Source organism: Paenibacillus sp. FSL P4-0113 (assembly GCF_038009305.1).
GTDB lineage: Bacteria > Bacillota > Bacilli > Paenibacillales > Paenibacillaceae > Paenibacillus > Paenibacillus polymyxa_D.
Genome location: NZ_JBBPAZ010000001.1, coordinates 4,266,221 through 4,288,217, shown reverse-complemented (window position 1 = coordinate 4,288,217; position 21,997 = coordinate 4,266,221). Strand labels below are relative to the sequence as shown.

The 21,997-nt window shown below is 45.0% G+C and carries 18 protein-coding genes; 9 read left to right on the top strand and 9 right to left on the bottom strand.

What is annotated here, in order from left to right:
* Positions 1-33: 33 nt before the first annotated feature.
* Positions 34-3,846: a GH32 C-terminal domain-containing protein gene (locus MKX46_RS18590; protein ID WP_341071609.1), complete on the bottom strand. Its 3,813-nt coding sequence runs from the start codon at positions 3,844-3,846 to the stop codon at positions 34-36.
* A 1,300-nt stretch (positions 3,847-5,146) separates the two neighbouring features.
* Between MKX46_RS18590 and MKX46_RS18585 the strand changes: the two genes are divergently transcribed.
* Together MKX46_RS18585 and MKX46_RS18580 are read left to right on the top strand one after the other, a co-directional pair.
* Positions 5,147-6,157 carry a LacI family DNA-binding transcriptional regulator gene (locus MKX46_RS18585; RefSeq protein WP_029515929.1) on the top strand — a complete coding sequence of 337 codons (1,011 nt, stop codon included), beginning with the start codon at positions 5,147-5,149 and terminating at the stop codon, positions 6,155-6,157.
* A 1,141-nt stretch (positions 6,158-7,298) separates the two neighbouring features.
* Positions 7,299-8,306, top strand: coding sequence for a hypothetical protein (locus tag MKX46_RS18580; RefSeq protein WP_341071608.1), 1,008 nt, complete (start codon positions 7,299-7,301; stop codon positions 8,304-8,306).
* Positions 8,307-8,850: 544 nt separating this feature from the next.
* Here the strand turns inward: MKX46_RS18580 and MKX46_RS18575 are convergent.
* Genes MKX46_RS18575 through MKX46_RS18555 form a run of 5 tightly spaced genes read right to left on the bottom strand, consistent with a single transcriptional unit; the run spans position 8,851 to position 13,207 of the window.
* Positions 8,851-10,170 carry an ABC transporter permease gene (locus tag MKX46_RS18575; protein WP_029515931.1) on the bottom strand — a complete coding sequence of 440 codons (1,320 nt, stop codon included), beginning with the start codon at positions 10,168-10,170 and terminating at the stop codon, positions 8,851-8,853.
* Complete coding sequence (locus MKX46_RS18570) at positions 10,163-11,065, bottom strand: ABC transporter ATP-binding protein (RefSeq protein ID WP_029515932.1); 903 nt, start codon at positions 11,063-11,065, stop codon at positions 10,163-10,165. Before MKX46_RS18570 ends, MKX46_RS18575 begins: the two co-directional genes overlap by 8 nt.
* A gap of 2 nt (positions 11,066-11,067) precedes the next feature.
* Entirely contained in the window at positions 11,068-12,003 is a 936-nt protein-coding gene (locus tag MKX46_RS18565; protein WP_069010966.1) for an ATP-binding cassette domain-containing protein, read from the bottom strand.
* 41 nt (positions 12,004-12,044) lie between these two features.
* The gene (locus MKX46_RS18560; RefSeq protein ID WP_029515934.1) at positions 12,045-12,446 is read right to left on the bottom strand and encodes a GntR family transcriptional regulator; all 402 of its coding nucleotides are present in this window, start codon (positions 12,444-12,446) and stop codon (positions 12,045-12,047) included.
* Between the two features lie 41 nt (positions 12,447-12,487).
* Positions 12,488-13,207 carry a hypothetical protein gene (locus MKX46_RS18555; RefSeq protein WP_029515935.1) on the bottom strand — a complete coding sequence of 240 codons (720 nt, stop codon included), beginning with the start codon at positions 13,205-13,207 and terminating at the stop codon, positions 12,488-12,490.
* 235 nt (positions 13,208-13,442) lie between these two features.
* Here MKX46_RS18555 and MKX46_RS18550 point away from each other — a divergent pair, with 235 nt between their 5' ends.
* Positions 13,443-13,670, top strand: a complete 228-nt coding sequence (locus MKX46_RS18550; RefSeq protein WP_341071607.1) for a DUF1858 domain-containing protein — start codon at positions 13,443-13,445, stop codon at positions 13,668-13,670.
* Between the two features lie 14 nt (positions 13,671-13,684).
* Positions 13,685-14,944: a DUF438 domain-containing protein gene (locus tag MKX46_RS18545; protein WP_029515937.1), complete on the top strand. Its 1,260-nt coding sequence runs from the start codon at positions 13,685-13,687 to the stop codon at positions 14,942-14,944.
* Here MKX46_RS18545 and MKX46_RS18540 read toward each other — a convergent pair.
* The 3 genes from MKX46_RS18540 to MKX46_RS18530 form a co-directional block, all read right to left on the bottom strand.
* Positions 14,933-15,445, bottom strand: coding sequence for a GNAT family N-acetyltransferase (locus MKX46_RS18540; protein WP_039270419.1), 513 nt, complete (start codon positions 15,443-15,445; stop codon positions 14,933-14,935). The two genes, MKX46_RS18545 and MKX46_RS18540, sit on opposite strands and share 12 nt — an antisense overlap.
* Before the next feature lie 593 nt (positions 15,446-16,038).
* On the bottom strand, positions 16,039-16,821 hold the full coding sequence (gene map, locus MKX46_RS18535; RefSeq protein ID WP_080658580.1) for a type I methionyl aminopeptidase: 783 nt from the start codon (positions 16,819-16,821) through the stop codon (positions 16,039-16,041).
* A 105-nt stretch (positions 16,822-16,926) separates the two neighbouring features.
* Positions 16,927-17,115, bottom strand: coding sequence for a hypothetical protein (locus MKX46_RS18530; RefSeq protein ID WP_007428354.1), 189 nt, complete (start codon positions 17,113-17,115; stop codon positions 16,927-16,929).
* A 364-nt stretch (positions 17,116-17,479) separates the two neighbouring features.
* On the opposite strand from MKX46_RS18530, the gene MKX46_RS18525 reads away from it, so the two are divergent.
* The 5 genes from MKX46_RS18525 to MKX46_RS18505 all read left to right on the top strand — a co-directional run bounded on the left by MKX46_RS18525 (position 17,480) and on the right by MKX46_RS18505 (position 21,861).
* A complete protein-coding gene (locus MKX46_RS18525; RefSeq protein ID WP_341071606.1) occupies positions 17,480-18,517 on the top strand; it encodes a serine hydrolase domain-containing protein in 1,038 nt (345 codons plus the stop codon).
* A 44-nt stretch (positions 18,518-18,561) separates the two neighbouring features.
* Positions 18,562-19,713 (top strand): MGDG synthase family glycosyltransferase, encoded by a 1,152-nt coding sequence (locus tag MKX46_RS18520; protein WP_029515941.1) that lies wholly within the window; start codon positions 18,562-18,564, stop codon positions 19,711-19,713.
* Positions 19,714-19,743: 30 nt separating this feature from the next.
* Entirely contained in the window at positions 19,744-20,025 is a 282-nt protein-coding gene (locus MKX46_RS18515; protein WP_029515942.1) for a hypothetical protein, read from the top strand.
* A gap of 554 nt (positions 20,026-20,579) precedes the next feature.
* On the top strand, positions 20,580-21,263 hold the full coding sequence (locus MKX46_RS18510) for an MOSC domain-containing protein (RefSeq protein WP_029515943.1): 684 nt from the start codon (positions 20,580-20,582) through the stop codon (positions 21,261-21,263).
* Positions 21,264-21,522: 259 nt separating this feature from the next.
* A complete protein-coding gene (locus MKX46_RS18505) occupies positions 21,523-21,861 on the top strand; it encodes a DUF4870 domain-containing protein (protein ID WP_029515944.1) in 339 nt (112 codons plus the stop codon).
* Positions 21,862-21,997 lie beyond the last annotated feature (136 nt).

Genomic DNA, 21,997 nt, shown 5'->3' with positions numbered 1-21,997 from the left:
CGCCAAGCGAAGGGGCTTTTCTACAAGATAGAACTAAAAATCAGAGCTTACTTTCCACCTATTTCGTCGCATTTCATCCGTTGGAGGAGTCTCTAACGTAAGCTTTGAACCATCCTCGGATATGGTCAAAGCCCTATTATGATAAACTGAGATAATGACAACCGAACCATCCCTATTTTTGTGGACAATCCACCGCTGATTATTGTAGCCCAAATAAGAATAGAGCTGAATTTTATTGTGCTCCGCGTCCAGATCCAGCGCCTGTCCGGAGGTCGTTCGGATGGAATAGGAACCTGCATCATCTCCGGTCGGCACAAACACCCATTTTTGATCCGAGGCTTCATTTGCATCCTGTACACTAACTGCTTCGCCATTTGCCAGGCGGGCTGTATATATGGATTTTTGGAATGCTACGTTCACGAGGCTTGATACCCTCAACTTGGCCGGTTTCCCTCCTGTCACATTTACATTCTGATAAGAGACAGAGCCGCCAAAGACATGAAGTCCGAAATGACCTTCGGCAAAGGTCCCATCCTTCAGATCCATTATTTTCAGTCCTCCCATATGTACCACGATATGCGGGCCTTCCGCTTGAATCTTTATTTTATAGGTTTGGCCTCGCTGGATGAAGACCGGGACTTTCGCCAGAACCTGTCGTTCCTCGAATCGTCCATCTATTTTGTAGAACAGGCGAATAGACTTCATGTTAGGATCTAGATTCAGGTAGTAGCCGCTGTGCCCATCCTCGCTTGCACGGAACAGAAGTGAACCAGCCCCGCCGGACGTGCCAAGCTTCAGTTCAGCTTCATAAGTAAAATCCCCAGCCTGCTCCTGGGCCATATAATTCGCGTCGCTTGAGTATCTTCCACGAATTCCATCCTTGCTGAGTACCCATGAAGCCATTGACGGATCTGGGGTCCAGCCGCTGAGACTGGTATGAAACTCGCCGCCAGAGACTTTTACAAGAAGGCTGGCGGATGCCTTTCCATTCGGGGTGGATACAGTAATGACGGACTCGCCCTCTTTTTTGGCCATAAGAGTTGCCTGAGAAGCGCCGGCTCCCTTTATGCCTACCACCTTGGCATTACTGGATTTCCACTCCAGCGGGTGAACACCATTGCCAGGCCCATTCTCCACTGCCGCCCGCAGCGTTTCGCTTTGCCCTATCCCTAGTTCACGGTCACCCGTGTCCATTGCAATCCGTAGTGGCGAATCGTTATCCGAATTCCACACTGATCCAAGCTTGTTTACCGACAGAGAAACAATCTTCACATTGCCACCCTGATTATAGAAGCTCATCTCCCTACTGGCCGGATCAGGAAATATGACCTCGGAGAAAACCACCTTGCCTCCATTAGCGAAGACCTCAACAGAGGATTCATCCACCAAAATCCGCATCTGGATCCGCTTGTTCTCGGCTTTCATCCCCGTTTCATGTCTTGTGGTAAACAGATTGGAGAAATCCGTAGCTCCGGAAGCAGAGCGATCCACGAACAATTTACTTTCGCCTGGCTTATAACCCACCACAGTCTTCTGATTCACACCTTCACGTAGATTAAAACCAAACTCTGTTACGTTACTTCCAGCCGGAATCTCCAGTTCGGCTTCAATCTCATATGCTCCAGAAACAAGTCCCTTCAGCAGGTTTGGAGAAGATGGATTGATCATCTTGTCAGTTACAGAGAACAGCCTGCTGCGCAGATGTTCCATCTCCTTGATCGGACCCTGGGCGAGACGGAGTCCGTCTGGGGTCATGACCAGAGCAACCTCTCTCGGAACAGTCAGTCCCCCCTTCCAGCCCGAAGTCGGAAAAGCGAACGGATAATCCCAGTTGGACATCCACGCCAACATCACTCTGCGCCCATCCGTCATGTCCGAGAAAGACATGGATGCATAATACTCCTTGCCAAAATCCGTTCTCAGCACCTTTCCTGCCGGATTGTCATTTACGAATTTCCCCTCTGCAGTCAGACTTCCCACAAAATATTCAGAATCCGATCCTCCTGTTGCCGAATTCGCCCCTGTACTGATCATGAGAACCCACTTCTTCTCTGACGTTTCCTGCACGACCAGTGGGAACAGGTCAGGGCATTCCCACACACCGCCACGAACATAATCTCCATAACCCCAATTGTCGGTCAACGTCCAGTCCAGCAAATTAGCCGATGTAAAGAACCGGATATGATCACCACCGGACACTACCATGACCCAGCGATTATGCTCGTCATCGCGAATCACCTTAGGGTCGCGGAAATCCCATCCCCCCGGTTCTTCCCCGTTCTTGCCGGGGTTCTCAACCACGATCGGACGATTCTTGGCATAATGCCACGTACGCCCCTGATCCTTGCTGTAAGCAAGGCCAATGCGCTGGTTGCCATTAGGACCATCCGGGTTATAGGAAGTATAATAGGCGATCAGACCTTTGCCGCCCGAATCCGTAAATAAGCCTGAAGTATTCGTTACATCCGCCACAGCAGATCCGGACCAGATATGCCCGTAATCATTCCACGGAAGTGCAATCGGCAGACGTTTCCAGCTCAGCATATCCTTGCTGACGGCATGGGCCCATGTGCCTCCATCCTGATGGAAAAGATGGTATTCACCTTCGAAATAGACCAACCCGTTCGGGTCACTGGCGTACCCACGGATCGGTGTATAATGATACTGGGGACGATAGGTTTCAGTATAATAATTATTAGCTTCCGTGACATAAGTATCCCGAAAGTAAGCGCTTCCTTTTTTCACAACAAGACCGGCGTTTCCTGTTGAATACGAATGATCCGTTACATCGATTGCTGGTGGAGTATAACCGTCCACGAAAACTTGAATCCGGTTACCCATTGCCTTTACTTCCATATAATGCTTCGCCCCCGCTAAGCTCGGATAAGGTCGCTCTGAGCCTGCAATTGCAGTTCCATCCGCTTTCGTCAGCGATACGCGGACCTGCTCTCCTTCCTTCACCAGAGTAGCTTCATATCCACGTGTTCCATCGGTAGAGGACCGGAAAGCTAGAGCGGCAGCAGCATCGGAGCGGAAAACGATTGTTCCTTCATATACAAAGTCAGCAGCTTGCCTGCTATAGATTTGCTGAGCCTTGCTCTGGTTCACAGACGTTCCTTTTTGGCCGCTGAGGTCAGGCTGCCACTGTCCTTTTTTCACAAGTACCAAACCCAGATTCCCTTTCAGATCGCTAACGGTTATGTTTTGGAACAAGGCTGACCCATCCCAGACGTGAAGTCCAAGGCGGCCAGATCGGTATGAACTGTCTTGAACATCAATCACAGGCTTATATTGAGTTCCCCAATATACTTTCAGCGAGGCCCCTTCAGCTTTTACCTTGAGATGATAGATCTCCCCTTTTTTGAGCGAAACCGGATGCTCTTCATTTAATTTACCTGCTCCACTGCCCGCATCTTTTAAACGGATAATACCGGACTGCGGTGCAATTTGAAGCATATACGAATTCAATCCGTCTTCATTGGAACGGAAGAGCAAAGAAGCATCCGCTTGCATATCCTTGATCATAACATCGGCTTCATACAGGAAATCATCTGCTATTGTTTCTGAGATGGCCATCACGTCCTCCTGCGGATCAGATGTCAGCAGGAGCCCTTCTGCGGCATCTCCCCACTTGCCATTTCCTTTTACCTGCCATCCTGTCAAATTTGTATTTAGATTTATAACGTTTTCAAAAATAGAAAGACCCTCCTTTTCCGATTTTCCTGTGTTACCTACCGCCCGTGCAGCCCAGCCGGTATCAGGACTAGCGGCGTAAACTCCAGATGAAGTCATAATAATAGCCATCACCATGAGGATGTGCAGCACAGCTTTGAATTTCTTTTTCATCGATTACCCTCCATTTCTACTCTACGGAATAATCATCTTCTACCAAAAAAGTAGAAGGCGGCCAGTTACAGCACAGTAACTGGCCGGGATAGCATATTAAATTTGTTATAAAATATATAGAGCTTGAACTTGTGATTTCTATTTTAGGATCTGAACGAGACTATTGGGAATGTTCAAACTCCGACTCCCCTCTCTCTTTCCCTTTTTGTTAATTTTCAATAATATCCGAGCCCGGTGGAACACTATACTCATCCTTATGCTCCAAAATGGCACTTAAATTGACATAACCGTTCAGGTTCCGGAGCACAACCTACCGGTTCAGCGGGAAAATCAGCAGCAGCTGCATAACGCCGCCCAAAAAATTTTGTGAGTTGACAAAAGTAAAATGACACGGGTTTATGGACCAGCAATATAGAAGGCTTCCATATCTAATGCGATATGGTTCAACGGCAGCTCGTGGTCCTTTTTCTCATCTGGCTTCAATGGCCTTCAAGGCGTCCCTATGTTAACGAATTCATCTTCAGAATGCCGTCTGGTCAGCATTTGTCCACTCTTCGGATATACAAGTATATGTATAATTTCACCTTCCGAATAAACACTAACACCGCCCCCCCGTACCTACGATATATTACAAGCAGTAGGAATCCTTACGCAGCACCCCATTTAAATCTCGCTATAAACTGCTGCATTGACATCGGTTTCCCAGCCAACGGGAACGGCAAGACCCGCCGCAGAATACTCAGTGTTTGTAATTTTCGACCCCGTCTTAGGAGTTGTGTAGCGAATCTGTAATTTGGCTATCCGGCGGAAAAGCTCAATAAAATCACAGCCGGTTATACAGAGCTCATTTTAGTTTACCTCCATCCTTACCCTCAAAATACTTATACTTGTGCATTTAATTGTTCATCAAGTTTACATTTATAATCAATATTTATAAACATTAATTTATATAACCAAAAGTATAGCGCTTTCAAAAATAAAAAGCAATGAAAATCCCACTCACTCTGTTACTTGTTTAAGTTTATATATTTCCTTGATAGCAAACCCTCACGAGAAGGGGCCTAGCTCTCTTTCTTTTCTTAGAAGAACACCGATTTATCCTAATAGTATAGAATCTTTTTTATCTAACTCTTACTACAAAAAAGGCAAAGAGTAGTGTAGTATAAGAGGGGAATGTTTATTAGCAGTATGCAAGATCAAAGAATTGTTTTCAAGCTAAAAACCACATTCACATTTACATTTGAATAAATTTTTGTTTATCATTTAAGATTTTATGAAGCAGGATAAAAAGGAGCTTATTATGGCTGAGAAAGTAACGGTTCAAGACATCGCGGATGCAATGGGGCTGTCTCGAAATACCATATCCAAAGCCCTCAACAACCATCCGCAAATTCCAGAGGGCACAAAAAAGAGAGTAATCCAAAAAGCAGCGGAGATGAAATACAAAAACTACAGTTTTATGAATGGAGGCAATATTGCTCTTCTTACACGAGGGGACATTAACGCCATCAGCTTCTACTCTGAAACGATTAAAGGAATGGAAACCTCCCTGCGCGCTGAAGGCTTTAATCTGATCTTATCTCTTGTCAATCCTGAGGATATCCATTCATGCACACTGCCCTCCAATATTAACCAATCAAATGTGAACGGAATTGTTTGTATTGAGATCTTCCAAGAAGCCTATATTGAAACTATTCTAAACACGGGCATTCCAACGGTATTTATCGATTTTTTGCCAGAGTCGTTGAACTCTCCACACAAATTCGACATCCTCTTGATGGAGAATCACCGCACGACATACAATCTTACTCGTTCTCTCATTGGACGCGGCCATTCGGAGATTGGATTTATCGGAGACCACAATCACTGTCGAAGCTTCTATGAGCGTTGGCTTGGTTACGATCAAGCCCTCCGGATGCATCGCGCTTCATCTGGAGAGACGTTCAGCATCAAGCTTGAGGACAACAATCCTTATCTATCTGTTGAGTGGATGCTTGAACAGTTGAAGCAGCTTCCAAAGCTTCCGACAGCATTTGTTTGTGCCAACGATGATATTGGAATTTCGGTTATTCGTGCGCTAAAGGAGCTGCACATCGATGTTCCTGGACAAATCGAGGTAACAGGTTTTGACGATATTGCTAATGCCAAGATTATCGATCCTCCGCTCACGACCGTACATACTTATCCGTACGGACTCGGTACACGCGTCGTTGAGTCCTTGTTGGCTCGATTGGAGCAGCCGGATCGACGGAATGAGACCATTCATCTTGAGACATGCATCGTTCATAGAGGCTCCACGAAGTCTTCCTAATCAAGTTGTATGTAACAAAGATACAGGGAACCATTTTTATTCAGAGCATATACACTGTTATTTTTAAGCAAGGTAAGATGAATAAGATTTTCAGATACCAAGGTAGTATGAATGAGAGAGATAGCAAAACTAAAAAATTAATCTTTCTCACATTCTTATGTTTTATTTTTTTGCTCCTTATAGTTAATAACCATAGTGTACTTCTATCATTACAATATAGACATAAATAAATAAGAAATTGAATCAGCACTTTGATTTTCAATGATATTCCTCCAAATAAGTTATGTTTTTCGCGTTAATTAAGTTTTGATGTGTAATGAATTTTTCAGATGAGTAAGCGCCCGAACTGTAGAAGGTATTTTGGTAACTAAATTAAAATGAGTTAAGAGAAGCATTTAGCGTAGATCTCATTTTTAAAAAGACGAAAAACCTCTTCACAATTCAGCCCTATCTCCTTTCTAATTATTGCATTTGCGTAAAGTTAGGCTTATAAGTAGCAGTTTATACTTAAATGAATCTGATATAAATAATACGTTTATATTAGATTTTCTTAAAAGATATATTTAAAAATAAATTGTCCTTATGTCGCATAATACAAATAATTTTTTTATTTATAGAAATAGCTATAACTGTATTCAATGAAAAAAGGTAGGTTCGCAATTGAACCTACCTATTCGGAGAAATTACATATTATTTACTTTCTTATCCTACTTAAGACTCCGAGCCCATCATTCTCCTGGCTTCTTTTAGTATTGAACCTGTTGTACTCATTAGCCATCCCAAAGAATCAGTAGTACCACAATACTCAATAACATCAGCGCATTTTAATTGTCAGGAGAAAATAACGTTCTAGACTAAAAAATAAAGTGTTAGACTCAGCAAATAAAGTTGTAGACTGAGGAAATAGAGAGACTGACGATGCTTCATTAAGCTAACGGACAGATAGGTTAACCATGAGATTTCAATAACTAGTATGGTTGTAGCATTGTAAAAAATATTGATCCCTCATAAGGGGGGAGTGATTTATTATTGAGTCTTTATGTTAAAATTACTATATGGATTGTGAATAAATGTACTTGAATTAATGCAGCAGATTAGTAATGGTAGATTATACCATGTGGATTATATGGAGGTTGCTGTAATGTTTGAAAGTATATGTGTTTCTAGTGATTGCGATTTAGGGACAATAGCAGAGAAAGCAATTTTTTATGATAAGGTAAAAATAATCGTCAATGAGAATCTGTTAAATCGTTTGTTTTCACAAGTCCATCCTGCTGAATTTATTCCATTTTTAGAAGAACACAAAGAAAATATTGAATTAGTTTATTTCTGGGTTGTACCAGTTACTAGAACTTTCCACCACGATGATAAAACAGAAATAATGTTTACCTCAATGGATGAAGATGATGTAGACCCATACTTAGATTACTTGTGGGAAAAAGGTGGGTTGAATAGTCCTAATGGGCATTTTACAGACTTACCTTTGGCAAGAAAACTTTACAGATTAATGAGTAGAGATGATATTTATTTTGAAACAACAAAAAAGTATGCAGAAGAAATGGAATCTGAAGAACAAATCATAAATTACTTAGAAAATTCCCTTATAAAGACCAATCCTTTACTTTTAAAGAAACTTCCAAAAGATATTAAGTTAAAATTACACATCATAGAAGATGATGCTCTTTTAAAAAGATATGAATTAGAACATAATATTAGTAAAGAGATAATTGACCCTCTCTCATTTCTAGGAAGTTATTTTTCGACTTTTTCTAGCTTTGAAGTATGGTCAAAGCACTCATCGGATTTCCAATTAAGCCCATCATCTTCTATCTTAATTGCGAACAGATTTGATTCCCTTTATAACAAAATCGTTAGTGGAAGTAATAGTATAGAAACATTTAATAATTTTGTACTGAAAACTGGAAATGTTAGAGGAGTTTTGAATTCCGGGGAAAAGACTTTTTCAGAGTATATATCTATATATGAAAATAGTAGAAAATTCAAGGAGTTTATTGGTGATTTACCCCCAGAAGCTAATTTAATACAGGAATACTTTAATGCTAATAATGCAAATACTTGGGCTGAGAAATTACCATCTAAAACAATCAGGTTGGGCTGTTTACAAGTGCAGGTTTACTTAATACAGTAGGTGGCTCAGGAGCTGGCACTTTATTAGGAATTTCATTGAGTGCGGTAGATACATTTTTAGTAGATAAGCTAATAAAAGGATGGAAACCAAATCACTTTATAGAAAATGATTTAAAAAACTTTATAAATAGTTAAATATGTAATGTTAGACTAACGGGAAACGTTAGTTTAACAACAACAGCGGCAGTCTAAGACCTTATTTATCAGGTCTTGTTCTGCCGCTGTTTCATTTAATGGATTAGTCTAAAACTTATTTCTCAAAAGTTGACGGTTCTTCAATTCGAAAACGTTGTTAAGTCAACGACTCCAGTCTATTACTTTATTTTTACAGTACTAATCCTTTTCTTTTGTCATTTTAAATCATTCCCCTCAAATAGTTTATTTCTTCGCCATCTTCTTATATTCGGACACCATACAATAACTCCACCGATGTATACTAGTGTATAAATATTCATTTATCATCAATTATGAAATTTTTTTCTCATTAATTATGAATACATTCTCATTAATTATGACACCACACACTCACATGTATTGCTAAAAATTTAAATCTTGTAAGCCTTCATAGCTTTTCTTAACTCTTTGAACGAAGGACGTTTACCATACATTAAGACACCCGTACGGTAGATCTTGGCGGCCAGCCAACCGAACATCAAAATGGAGGCGACCAGAATACCAAGTGACAGCCAGATTTCCAGCAGGCTCGCCCGTTCCAGACCAATCCGCAACAGCATGACGGTTGGCGAGAAAAATGGGATGTACCCGGCAACCTTTACGAAAATCGTATCAGATGCGGCGATATTGAAGATACCGATATAAAAGGCTGCTAGTGACAGCACGGTAATCGGCATGATCGCCTGTCCCAACTCCTCGGTACGGCTAACAATGGAGCCCACCGCGGCGAACAGTACTGCGTAGAGAAAGTAGCCGAGGATGTAGAATACCAGACCATAACCCAACACCGCGATATTCAGTTGCGACAGATCCAGCCCGGCTGAGCTAAGAATGACATTATTATGCGGCAGCATAAGGTTGGCACATACAGCGGCTGCAAAGACAGCAATTTGCAGCAGGCCGACCAGGAAAATGCCGATAATTTTTCCGAACATCTGGGTCAACGGTGAGACACTTGTGATGAGAATCTCCATGATACGTGAGCTTTTTTCCGATGTCACCTCTGCAGCAATCATATTCCCCGTCATCATGGAGGAGGTGAAGAATAAAATCATCAGTACATAGACCAAACCATAGTTAATCATAGAGGTCTCTTTTTCCTCTGTCCCCACAGCTCCCCCTGCCTCAGACGAACCGTCTACTTCCCTGCTGTCCACTATTACAGGTGTGCTAATCTCACGAATTTGATCACTGGTCAATGCATTGCCGCCCATAATGGCTTTGACCTTAGCTTCCTGAAGTCCCGTCTGCAACAATGTAATTACAGCAGGAGATGGCTCTTTTTCTACAGAGACATATTCCACTTTAGGAAACGTGTCTCCCTTGTCGGTAGGCTCCGTGAACTGTACGTAACCTTGCAGCTCCCCATTTTTCAAGGCTTGCTGCATGGCTGGTGTTTGTACGTTGTCATAACGCTTCCAGATGGCTGCCGGGTTGGATTGCTCCTTGGTGAATTTCTCCAGTTGATTCGCCACTTCTATCCGGCTCCCGGCAATCAGTCCCAAGCGATGATGCTCGGCTGCCGTCGTGCCCGAACCTCCTGTCCCATCTGCTTTAAACAAAGAAATCAAATATGGCAGATTCATACCAAGCGTAATAAGCAAGGCCAGTACCAGCGTTGTAATGATAAAAGATTTGGTTCTCGCCTTCTGACGAAACGTAAAACCGATTACCGTACCCAGTCTATTCATGGGAATCACCCACCTCTCTTATAAAAATCTCGTTCAGCGTAGGTTCCTTGATCTCAAAATGCTCTACATCCGTTTGCTCCAACGCCGTTTGTAATACCAACTTCGCCGCATTCGGCTGCTCAATATGCAGCATCCAGCCGCGATCCATAGGCTCTACACGGCGCACGCCGGGCAGCTGTTCCAGTCCGTTCACTTCACCTGTAGTGATGAGACGAACTTTTTCACGCGGGTAACGGCCCTTAATCTCCTGCACACTTCCCTGCACAACTGTATTTGAGCGATGCAAAATCGTAATATGGCGGCACAGTTCCTCCACATGCTCCATGCGGTGGGTCGAGAATAAAATCGCAGCCCCATCGTCCCGCAGCTCTTTCACCGTATCCTTAAGCAATTCAACGTTTACCGGATCAAGCCCACTAAAGGCCTCATCCAAAATGAGCAGCGTCGGGCGATGCACAACGGCGGCAATAAAGCCCATTTTCTGCTGATTTCCCTTGGATAGCTCCTCAATCCGCTTGTCGTAATATTCGGGCACCCCAAAGCGCTCCAGCCAGTAGCGTAGACTTTTGTCCGCCTCCTTAGCCGACATTCCGCGCAACCTGCCCAAATAGTTAATTTGCTCGCTCACCTTCACCTTGGGGTACAACCCTCGCTCCTCGGGCAAATAGCCCATCGTCCGCTGTAGCTCCTTGCTGTAGGGCTTGCCCTCATATTGAATGTTACCTCCATCAGGGTAAATCAGACCGAGCACCATGCGCATCGTTGTCGTTTTGCCTGCTCCATTGCCTCCCAGTAGTCCGTAAATCTCCCCACCGTTCACATTCAGCGAAATTCCGTTCACCGCCGTGTGGTTCCCATATTGCTTCACGACCTCTTTCAATTCCAGCATGTTCATGATTACTCCGCTCCTTTTTTCTGCGTGTATGTCTCCGCATCTTCTGATAGTTGTCCCGCAGACCAATATACTAAAATATCATCCAGTTCCAAACGCCGCACACGGATGGGGCGGATGCCCGCTTGTTCCAAGATGGCGCTGGTCTCTCCGGCTGCCAACGTTACAATTCGCTGCAATCCGCCTTCGCTCTCCATCTCTACAACACCCGGAAGTTCCGATGCCTCCTCCGGTGTGCCTTCAAACCACATTTCTTTGCTATTTTCGAGCAAATGGTCTTTTTCCAGCTTGCCGAGCAGCCTGCCATCATGCATCAGGACAATATAATCCGCCAAACGCTTAATCTCGTCTATGATATGAGTGGCAATAATGACCGTCGTTTTGCCGTTCTCCATACAATCCCGCAGTTCCTCCAGCATGATTTTCCAGGCAAAAGGGTCTAAACCCGACGAAGGCTCATCCAGCAGCAACAAACGAGGGTGAGGCGCCAAGGCTGCAGCCAGTTCAAACTTACGGCGCTCTCCCTTGGACATGCGCGATAATTTCGTATGCTGAGGAACCTGAAATCGTTCCATCAGACGCTGAAAACGTGTTTCATCCCAGCCGGGATACCACAAGGCTCGAAACGCCGCTGCTGCTTCTGCTGTGAGTCGATCTTCCTCACGGGTCGGCTGCTCTGACATATACCCAACCCATTGTCGTGTATCTGCCGGCATGCCGTCCGGATACGCTTGACCGAACCAACGTATTTCACCGGAATCCGGGTGGATAAGCTGAGTCAGCAGATGAATCAATGTACTTTTGCCCGATCCGTTATGTCCAGCCAAAGCGACTACATATCCCGGTTCAATGGTTAGATTAATCGGTCCAATTTCCCGGTTACCTCGAGTTTTATAGACTTGGCTCATCTCAATAATGGGTGTTTTTATCTGTATCCCCATAGGAACTTCCACATGATGGTTTACATCGTTTTTCACGGGCGTCACTCCTTCACTTGGACTTCATACCTTCTCTTCACCATTTCTGCGAAAAGCTCCAACAATTCCTGTTCTGTCATCTGTACAGCGATGCCTGTGTCAATCGCCGTTTCCAACGCCTCGGTCACTGCTTTAAGGCGGTAACCTGAGCGCTTATCGTCTTCGACCAGAGCTACGAAGGTGCCCATTCCCTGCCGGGTACGAAGCAAGCCTTCGTTCTCCAAATCCTGATAGACCCGCCGGACGGTGATGACGCTGCAGCGGAGCGTCCCTGCGAACTCCCGAATGGAGGGAAGCAGCGTTCCCGCTGCAATCTGTCCGGTTACGATGAGTGAGCGAAGTTGCTTTTCAATCTGCGCATACAGCGGTTCCGCGCTATTCTCATCAATTTGCACTGGTATATTCACCTGCTTCTCCCCCCTTTTTATCTATCTTTGTACACATACCGCTAAGTTAAATCCCGTTTCATAAGCTTACGCTGTGTCACCCTGTAGGACATCCACATACCCAGAGCTCCTGCCAGCAGCGCTCCCCACATCACCGGAGACAACAGCTGCCATTCCTTGCTGTAAAATGCCGTTATCGATACCAGATTGGCCCCACATACTCGAACTATAATCGTAACTATCCCACAAATTAGCATGATGACAATGGATAGCCAAAAGTAGGATTTACCTTTTTTAAGAAATTCCAAATGAATATAAATGGCTTGAATCAGCATTCCGTAGCCTATCCAGGTAAGTGCAAACGATACAAAGAAACCTGTACTGGCATATACCCGAAACGTAGCTGACAACGTAAACAAGAGAGTGAAAAATATCACACTATTCACAACAAACGCCAAAAGCGCCTGTTGAATTCGACTCATAATCACCGCATTCATCGGTATAGGCAAGGTGCGGAAAAAGGCTAGCATATGCGTATAGGAATCTTCCTGAAGATATTTAAATGCACGGCGGTTATAAATGTATCCGAGAAACGGAATCAACACCAGCATGATAAAATCGGCTACCGGACTCAAGTTTCCACGTTCATCCCAATGCACACTTACAGCAAAACTCATGGTAAATCCCAAATACGCAATAAACAGCAATGTCCACAGCATAACATATGGATTGTTGCGAAAATCCTGCCGGGTAATCTTCCATGCCTGCTTGATGATTGTCATTTTCTTATCCTGATCCCTTCTGCACTGCCTGTAATGACGACCTCGTTCTCTCTTCATACGAAGTTATTATTAAAGTAATCAATGTTATTACTGTATATATCTTTATACACAGTATATAAACCATGAATTACAACTGTCAACACCTGAATGTAAATTGTGCGTACAATCACAATAGCTCGTCAGGACCTATGCTACTCTGTAAATGATAAACGTTCTCAATCAAGGGGATGAACAAATGGATAAGATACTGCACTGGGATGAGCCGCTTTTTAACCTTGTTAACCGTTATCCCGAAGTGAAGGACATTATGGTAGAGCTGGGTTTTCATGATATCGCCAAGCCTGGCATGTTACAAACCGCAGGTCGTTTTATGACATTGTCCAAAGGTATTGCATTGAAAAAAGTAGCTATGGAAACCGTGGAACGCACGTTTTTGCAACATGGTTTTACCATTCAAAAATAAAGGAGCTAACGATCATGAGCGAGCTAATTAACAACCGTGAACATACAGCACAGGAATTAACAGAACGTCAACGAACACTGAAGGAAATTATAAAAGAATTACATGCCGGGAAAAGCGTCGAAGAGGTGAAAGCGCGTTTTGCAGAGGCTGTTGGCGGAGTAAGTGTGGCGGAAATTTCAGCTATGGAGCACGCACTGATGACCGAGGAGGGAATTCCCGTATCGGAAGTTCAGCGGCTCTGTTCCGTGCATACTTCGATCTTCAAGGGCTCCATTGAGGATATTCACCGTCCTTCAGGACCGGAGGAACAACCGGGACATCCTGTCCACACATTCAAGCTGGAAAATCGGGAGATCGAACGACTGGTCAACTTTAAGTTGGCATTGCATGCAGAGCAATTTCAAAAGGAGGACAGTCCCAAGGTTATTTACAAGCTGCTTGAGGATTTAAGTCTGCTAATGGATCTCGACAAGCACTACAGTCGTAAAGAAAACTTGGTCTTTCCTTATCTAGAACGCTATGGAATTTTTGGCCCGACCAAAGTCATGTGGGGTGTGGACGACGGCATTCGTGCCGCGATTAAGGAAGCGAAGAGTCTGCTCGCCGAATATAACGGGGATCGTGAACAGATTGGGAAGGCGCTTGCCCATATCATGAGTGAAGTAAATGAAATGATATTCAAGGAAGAGAATATTTTGCTGCCGATGGCACTCAGTAAGCTGACAGAGGATGAATGGCTGAAAATAGCCCGGGAAAGCGAGGAAATTGGATTCTGCCTGACCGCCCCCGAACGCGAATGGATACCCGAACGGGCAGAGGAGCCTGCAGAAGCCCTTGAGCAAACGGAAGGCACATCAGGAACACCGCAAGGCTTCGTGCGATTCGAGACAGGGATTGTATCCGTACAACAATTGGAACTGCTGTTGAACCATCTACCTGTTGACCTGACCTTTATCGATGAAAATGATGTTGTTCGCTATTTTTCCCATGGTAAGGAACGAATCTTCGCGCGCACGAAAGCCGTCATTGGTCGTACCGTACAGAATTGCCACCCACCCCAAAGCGTGCATGTCGTTGAGAAGCTGCTGGAAGATTTTAAGGCAGGCCGCAAGGATGTTGAAGATTTTTGGATTCCAATCAAGGATAAGTTTGTCTACATTCGTTATTTTGCCATCCGTGATGCAGAGGGCCGCTATCTGGGAACGTTGGAATTTACGCAAAATATCGCACCCATTCGTGCCTTGGAAGGACAAAAGCGTATTCTATCCGAATAGTATCCAACCGTAAGCCACCATGTTCAGATTTTTGCCACCCAAACTTATAATATGTTGTTCTACTATAAGTTTGGCTCCCAACCTTTCATAAAAGGTACATGCTGGATTATCTGCTAGCACCCATACGATCACAGAGTGAATATCCATACTATTGAAATGTTGAAGCAGACGTAAAAATAGTCTCTTCCCCAAGCCTAAACTATGGTATTCACTCAAAACGTAAATTGCCGTTATTTCTCCCCCATACGGGGGATATTCACCTGACTTTTCCGGACCCCCACTCACAAATCCGATGATTTCCCCCTTCTCATTTTCAGCAACATATACCCGATGACCGTCTTCACTGGATAGATTCGCATTCCACAGTTCTGTTCTTTGCTCATAGGAAATCTGTTCCAGAACCTGGGCGGGCATTATTTCTTTGTACGTCGTCCTCCAGCAATCTACGTGCACCTTGGCGATGCCCTCGGCATCTGATATCGTTGCTTCCCTGATGATCATGTGAGTTCCACTCCTAGTTTCCAATATTATACTTTCCATATACCGACGATCCGAATCTTGATCTATAATAAAAATGTTCACTGCTATTCATTCATTCCTGAAGGATTCGACTTGAATAAAATTGTTTCATTTTATGTACGTTCGTGGCTGTAGCTGTATTGATCATAGGCTGGAGTATCGGGTTGACGCCCGTAGGCAATCTGGTCTTTCAATATGTATTTGGTATGTCCCCGGAATTGATCGAACCTACCAAGAACGTATTTCAGGTTCTTACTTTACTATACATATGGGTAGCTGTCCGTAACATATATCAGGGACTTATTATTAACAAGCACCGAACGGCATGGATGACATTCAGCTCGTCCATACGTATTATCGTGATGCTACCAAACCTATCTTTATCGGTAGGCTGTTTTCTGTAGCTTTGCAATTCTCGCGCTTATTCTCTGTATCTGCTTTTTTCCAGGACTGGACGGCAAAGTGGCGGGAATTGTGATGGCTGTTTCCGATGAATGCATCATCCTGAAAAAAACTTACCTAGAGAGCCTTATGCAAAGGACCCGCACATTGACTCCCTATGGCACAACTCGCTTTTACGAGGTCAAAATATAAGGGCCGTTCTTTGTAATCGCAATCGTGTGCTCGTATTGGGCTCCCCAACTGCCGTCTGCTGTGCTGATGGTCCAGCCATCGTCCCCCCAGAGCACGGCCCCCTCGGTTCCTAGCGTAAATACCGGCTCGATGGTAATCACCATCCCTTCGCGCAGGGGTAATCCCGTTTTGGGACGACCGTAGTGCAGAACCTCTGGCGGCTCATGCATTTGGCGGCCAATGCCATGCCCGATCAGAGGCTTGACGTTGCCGAACCGCCGCCAGCCTGCCGCTTTTTCCACAGCATGCCCGATATCCCCCAATGTCCTCCCCGGGCGGGCAACCTCTATACCGCGCATCAGTGCCTTATGGGTCTGCCGCAACAGTCTCGCTACCGGGCGGCTAATGTTACCTACCGCATAGGTCCATCCTCGGTCAGCCAGCCAACCGTCCTTGTTAACCACAATGTCGATGGTCACAATATCCCCATCATGAAGCACCCGCTCCGAGGGAAAACCATGGCACACCACCTCATTGACCGAAGCGCAGGTGGCATAAGGGAAACCTTTATAGCCCTTTTGTTCAGGCGTGGCTCCGCGCTTGTTTAAAAACTGCTCCACCCAAGCGTCGATTTCAAGCGTTGTGATTCCCGGAAGAATACGACTTTCCAGCGTACGATGACAATCTGCTAAAATACGCCCGGCCTCCCTCATGTAGCCGATTTCCTCCGGTGTTCGTATCGCTATCTCTATTGGAATCCGCCTCCTTTGAGCATACAAATACACTAAACCTATCCCATTGTATGCAGGGCAGACACAAAAAAACCGTCTCCTCTGTGGATAGACGGTTTATAAAAGTCGTATTTCTAGTTTTTCGGGTAATCGAACCCTTTAAGATACTGAAGAATTTATGCGACCGAGTTCGTTTTCCACCACCATGGTCAACTCTTCCTCATACCCTCCTGTAATCCGGTATTTTCGCACATATTCCTTTACAAATTTTTTGGGATCCTTAGGCCGGAAAATTCGAGTCATTTCCCGCAGACTTTCCTTTACTTCATTGTGACCTTTCGTTGCCATGTAACTCCCTCCCAAAACGTTGAAAATAAGTGCTCCGTTGAAGAGAATGCCGAAAAGTATTGATGTCCTTATGCAGTGAAGTAGTATGTCTAATTGCAGCTTAGGTCGGGAACGCCTTAGGCAGGCATGTACCTGACACTTGTATTAACCGATTTTCTTTTGGCTGAATCACTACCCCATTATAACATATTCAGATACAGCTTTCAGCTTTCCAGTAAATTTACATTGATTTTACCTATCTTTTACGCATCATGTCATTTGGGGTACTACATCAGCTGTTGCACAGAGGGTATACCTTATTTATCGGTTTTTGGAGTGTATGTGTTTGGGGTAAAATAAATAAACATAACAAGGAGGGAAAAGGATGAGCCGCTATGCTCCGCTGTTCACTGCACCTGTTGCCCGTATGTCTGCCCTGAACATAGGAACTTGTGAAGAGGAGGGCATCAATGCCTCCTTACTTGATCAGGCAGACCGTGAAGTTCAAGCCAAGTTTCCTAAAATGCACAGCTTCCTGCTGCTGCGCCACGGTAAACTGATCTGGGAACGCTATTACAACGGTCATGAAGCAAGCTCTCTGAACGATTTGCGATCCGCGACCAAAAGCTTCACTTCCACGCTCATCGGCATAGCTATGGCTCGCGGTGATATGCCCGGGCCAGAGACGGCTGTACATAAGCTGTTGCCTGAGTATTTACCTAGGCGGAAGGAAACACTGCTAGAGCAGATTACGATTCGCCATCTGTTGACCATGACATCCGGCTTGTATTGGCAGACAGGCAAAAAGCTCGGAGAAGCTTTTATCCACCGTTTTCATCGCAGCAAAAGCTGGCCGTCCTTTGCCCTGCGCTTACCTGTACAGGAGGATCAACTCGGTGTATTCCAATATCGCAGTGTTGACTCGCACTTGCTGTCCGTGCTACTGACCCATTGTTGTGGGATTGACGCCTATACGTACGCTCTCCAGCATCTGTTCGAACCCTTAGGTTTTGGGAGAAGTGGTTGGGCACAAGATCCAGAGGGCTACACCATGGGACATATCGGGCTATATCTGACATCGCGTGACATGGCTAAATTCGGCGACTGCTGCCTTCATCAAGGCAGCTGGAACGGAAAAGAATTGATACCGGCCGATTGGCTGCATCAGGCGACACAGCGACAGGTCGAAGGCTATCCAGAATTCGGGGATTACGGATTCCAATGGTGGACAGGACGACTCCACGGCATCAACTACGCGTGTGCACACGGACATGGAGGACAGCAAATTTATCTTGTGCCAGAAGCGAACGCAGTCGCGGTATTTACAGCAGACAGCAAGGTGAGCCGTTGGAAAAGTCCGCGAACACTGCTGGAGCGTTACGTTTTGCCAGCCGTATCCTCCCTCAACTTGGAACGTTCCTGAAATGAGCTTCAATGTGCTTATTGAATATAGGGGGCTAAACAATCATGGAAGTCTTACCACCAAAAATTCTAATATTGTACGCCAGTTACGGGGAAGGCCATGTACAGGCCGCCCGGGCAATTAAGGACAGTTTGCGAAGACTCGGACACTGCGAGGTACGACTACTTGACCTAATGGCTGAATCTCATCCCTGGTTGAACAGTCTGACCAAATTTGTATATATGCAAAGCTTCAAAACCATTCCACAGCTTTACGGATGGGTCTATAACATCACGCGCGGTATGCAGGCTACATCGGCCTTCGGCCATGTGTTGCATTCATTCGGAATGCGTCAACTTACGCTCACACTGAAAAAGGAGTTGCCCGACCTCGTAGTACATACATTCCCGCAGCTCGCGCTTCCGGCGTTACGTCGCAAAATGGGAATGCATTTGCCGATTGTCAACGTGGTTACGGATTTCGATCTGCATGGGCGCTGGCTGCATCCCGATATTGACCGCTACTATGTAGCCACTGAGGATATGCAGCAGGAAGCTGCCCAGCGGGGAATACCGATCGAACGCATTGCCGCGACGGGCATTCCGATCCACGCTTCTTTTTATAACATGTCTGCCGACGAAGCGCCTGTTCAAGAACAGCTAATCCCACCCCTACAGGCTGAGACTACTACGCTACTCATTATGGCTGGCGCCTATGGTGTGCTATCCGGCATAATGGATATCTGTCAGCAATTAAGCCAGCTTCCTCAGTTGCGGCTACTCATCGTCTGCGGTCGTAACCAGCAACTGAAGGCAGAATTGGATGCGCTGTATGCAGACTACCCGGACATTTACACCTATGGATTCGTGGACTTTGTTCCAGCACTTATGCGTGCGAGCAATCTGGTGATTACGAAGCCGGGCGGCATTACACTCTCAGAAAGCATTGCATCCGGTTTGCCTATTCTTGTGTTCAAGCCCGTACCCGGTCAGGAGCTAAATAATGCTCTATATTTGCAGCAAAAAGGAGCTGCTCGGATTGCTCGCACTACGGAGGAGCTGATTCAGCATTGTCTCGACCTGATTTCCATCCCCTCTCTTGCTGGAGAGATGACGCAGGCGATTAAGCTACTTCGCAAACCTCATCCCGCAGACCAAATTGCCGAGGATATTTTGCATCAGCTTGTGGATAAAAGAACCTCCGTCCGGACAAATTAACGGAGAATAAGCCAGACGGAGGGGATACCAATGGAACGCAAAGGAAAGGATTTACTCCCACTAACGGGTGATAAGGTAGAAGTGGACGGTGTTTATATTGATGAGGATGGACATGAGCAGCATTTGCACAGAGGCCAGCATTTTCCCGCTGATGTAGTTTTGGGTACTTCCGAGTGGAAAATGACCGAATATGCCTTTGATAACCATCACGAGGGACGTACCGATGAACGACTTATCCCCAAAGAGGATGACAAGAATAAAATGGGTAAAATCACACATCCACGCCGCCATTTAAAAACTGGTGACCGATAATTACGAAAGTATATCCACAATTACACCCAATATGTTGATAGTTTGTGGACAAACTGTGTGCAAAGTATAAATTATCGTAATATTATCTACAGACTGTGCACAACTTGTGTATAAATAATGTTATTTCTGTGGATAAACATTAATATGTGGTGGATAAAGTGTATACAACATGTGCAAAACATGTGCATAACCGTTTAAAAGGCTGAACGAATTCTTTTCGTTCAGCCTTTTTCGTATTTTTATACACATTCTCTAATTCATTTTTTTACCGAGATCGGGTATGTTCGAACGAAAAATCGCTCCCGGAACGATGAGTTGCCCAAAAAGGACTCTATCCCATTAACGGAGACTCATCGAAAATTCGCAAATAGCGCATAGAGGAGTGTAAAATGGAAACGAGGACGAACAGAGTCAAAAGAGGAATTACCGAAATGTAATAAGGCGTAGTCATCATAGAAATTCTCGCTTCAGGCGGGCGAACATATGCAGGAACGCGGTATATAGAAGCATCTAGCAAAACTCGTTGACCAAAATTTGGAGTAGGGGTGATCCGAATGGCATCTATTAAAATCCTTTCACTTAATGTCGGCATGCCCAAGCAGATCCAGTTTAATCAGAAGAACGTTTCTACGGGGATATTCAAGTCGGCCACAGATGAATATTTGTATTTATCTTATCTAAACTTCGAAGGGGATGGGCAGGGCGATCTAGTTCATCACGGGGGTAAAGAGAAAGCTGTATGCGTCTATCCCTACGAGCACTATCCGTTCTGGGAAAATGAATTACGGAGACCGCTCGATTACGGCGCGTTCGGGGAAAATTTAACGATAAAGGGTTTGCTAGAATCCGACGTTTGCATTGGAGACGTCTTTAAGCTTGGCAAAGCTATCGTTCAAGTTAGCCAACCGAGACAGCCTTGCTACAAGTTGTCCATCAAGTACGGCGTACCGGACATGCCCTTGAAGGTACAGCAAACAGGCCACACGGGATTCTACTTCCGCGTTCTAGAAGAGGGAGTTGCCTCTAAAGCCGACGGACTATCCCTCCTTCATCGCCATCCGAAAGCAATTACGGTTTCATTTGCCAATCGAATTATGCATCAAGAGAAGAATCATATCGAGGGTATTAAGCAAATTCTTGAAGTTGAAGAATTGTCCTTAAACTGGAGAAATACGTTTCTAAAACGTTTGGCGGGAACCGAAACGGATTCTCGGGAAAGACTATCAGGCAATTCGTAAGGTGGAAGTGGTTCAATGAGTCTGCAAGCTCGTCTGGCTACAGTCGAACATCGAATCTGCGAAGCTTGTGGGCGATGCGACAGAAGCGCAGTCCAAAGGTTATCGCCAAATTCGAGTATATCCACTCGCTTGACCGCTTATCCTTTGTGTAGAGCCATTTTTTTTACCGAGATCGGGCATATCCTTCAATCCTGTCCTCATAGCTTGTATAGTACGGAGACTTAGCTTGAATCTTTTTATAAAGGAGGATATGCCTGACATGTCAGTCTATAAGTCTTCCACAGGATTGGATGAAAATATAGCAGCTGTCCTGTGCTATTTGTTCGCCTTTATTGGCGCGCTGGCCTTTGTCATGCTGGAAAAGAAAAGCCGATTCGTATTATTTCACGCACTGCAATCCATACTTCTTTTTGTAGCCCTCATGATCGGACATGTGCTGGTAGGATTCATCCCCCTACTCGGTCCTTTCTTCGCTTCCCTGCTAACGCTGGCAGGCCTTGCCTTGTGGATTATCTTGTTAATTCGTGCGGGACAAGGAAAGTGGCTCAAGCTTCCCTGGATAGGCGATCTGGCTCTTCATCAAGCCCGGCAGTTATGAAAACAGCAAAAAACCTTGATCCTAAGCAAGGAATCAAGGTTTTTTATGTTTGGGCAGTTCATTTTTTTACACTAGCTTCTTCTGTCCTATCAGGATTTTGAAAAATTCGATTCCAGTCGCTCCGGAGTGCAAGATA

What these genes read in the sequence shown, in the direction of transcription:
- MKX46_RS18590 (WP_341071609.1), bottom strand. Translation starts at nt 3,846, where the DNA reads ATGAAAAAGAAATTCAAAGCTGTGCTGCACATCCTCATGGTGATGGCT.
- MKX46_RS18585 (WP_029515929.1), top strand. Translation starts at nt 5,147, where the DNA reads ATGGCTGAGAAAGTAACGGTTCAAGACATCGCGGATGCAATGGGGCTG.
- MKX46_RS18580 (WP_341071608.1), top strand. Translation starts at nt 7,299, where the DNA reads ATGTTTGAAAGTATATGTGTTTCTAGTGATTGCGATTTAGGGACAATA.
- MKX46_RS18575 (WP_029515931.1), bottom strand. Translation starts at nt 10,170, where the DNA reads ATGAATAGACTGGGTACGGTAATCGGTTTTACGTTTCGTCAGAAGGCG.
- MKX46_RS18570 (WP_029515932.1), bottom strand. Translation starts at nt 11,065, where the DNA reads ATGAACATGCTGGAATTGAAAGAGGTCGTGAAGCAATATGGGAACCAC.
- MKX46_RS18565 (WP_069010966.1), bottom strand. Translation starts at nt 12,003, where the DNA reads ATGGGGATACAGATAAAAACACCCATTATTGAGATGAGCCAAGTCTAT.
- MKX46_RS18555 (WP_029515935.1), bottom strand. Translation starts at nt 13,207, where the DNA reads ATGACAATCATCAAGCAGGCATGGAAGATTACCCGGCAGGATTTTCGC.
- MKX46_RS18550 (WP_341071607.1), top strand. Translation starts at nt 13,443, where the DNA reads ATGGATAAGATACTGCACTGGGATGAGCCGCTTTTTAACCTTGTTAAC.
- MKX46_RS18545 (WP_029515937.1), top strand. Translation starts at nt 13,685, where the DNA reads ATGAGCGAGCTAATTAACAACCGTGAACATACAGCACAGGAATTAACA.
- MKX46_RS18540 (WP_039270419.1), bottom strand. Translation starts at nt 15,445, where the DNA reads ATGATCATCAGGGAAGCAACGATATCAGATGCCGAGGGCATCGCCAAG.
- MKX46_RS18530 (WP_007428354.1), bottom strand. Translation starts at nt 17,115, where the DNA reads ATGGCAACGAAAGGTCACAATGAAGTAAAGGAAAGTCTGCGGGAAATG.
- MKX46_RS18525 (WP_341071606.1), top strand. Translation starts at nt 17,480, where the DNA reads ATGAGCCGCTATGCTCCGCTGTTCACTGCACCTGTTGCCCGTATGTCT.
- MKX46_RS18520 (WP_029515941.1), top strand. Translation starts at nt 18,562, where the DNA reads ATGGAAGTCTTACCACCAAAAATTCTAATATTGTACGCCAGTTACGGG.
- MKX46_RS18515 (WP_029515942.1), top strand. Translation starts at nt 19,744, where the DNA reads ATGGAACGCAAAGGAAAGGATTTACTCCCACTAACGGGTGATAAGGTA.
- MKX46_RS18510 (WP_029515943.1), top strand. Translation starts at nt 20,580, where the DNA reads ATGGCATCTATTAAAATCCTTTCACTTAATGTCGGCATGCCCAAGCAG.
- MKX46_RS18505 (WP_029515944.1), top strand. Translation starts at nt 21,523, where the DNA reads ATGTCAGTCTATAAGTCTTCCACAGGATTGGATGAAAATATAGCAGCT.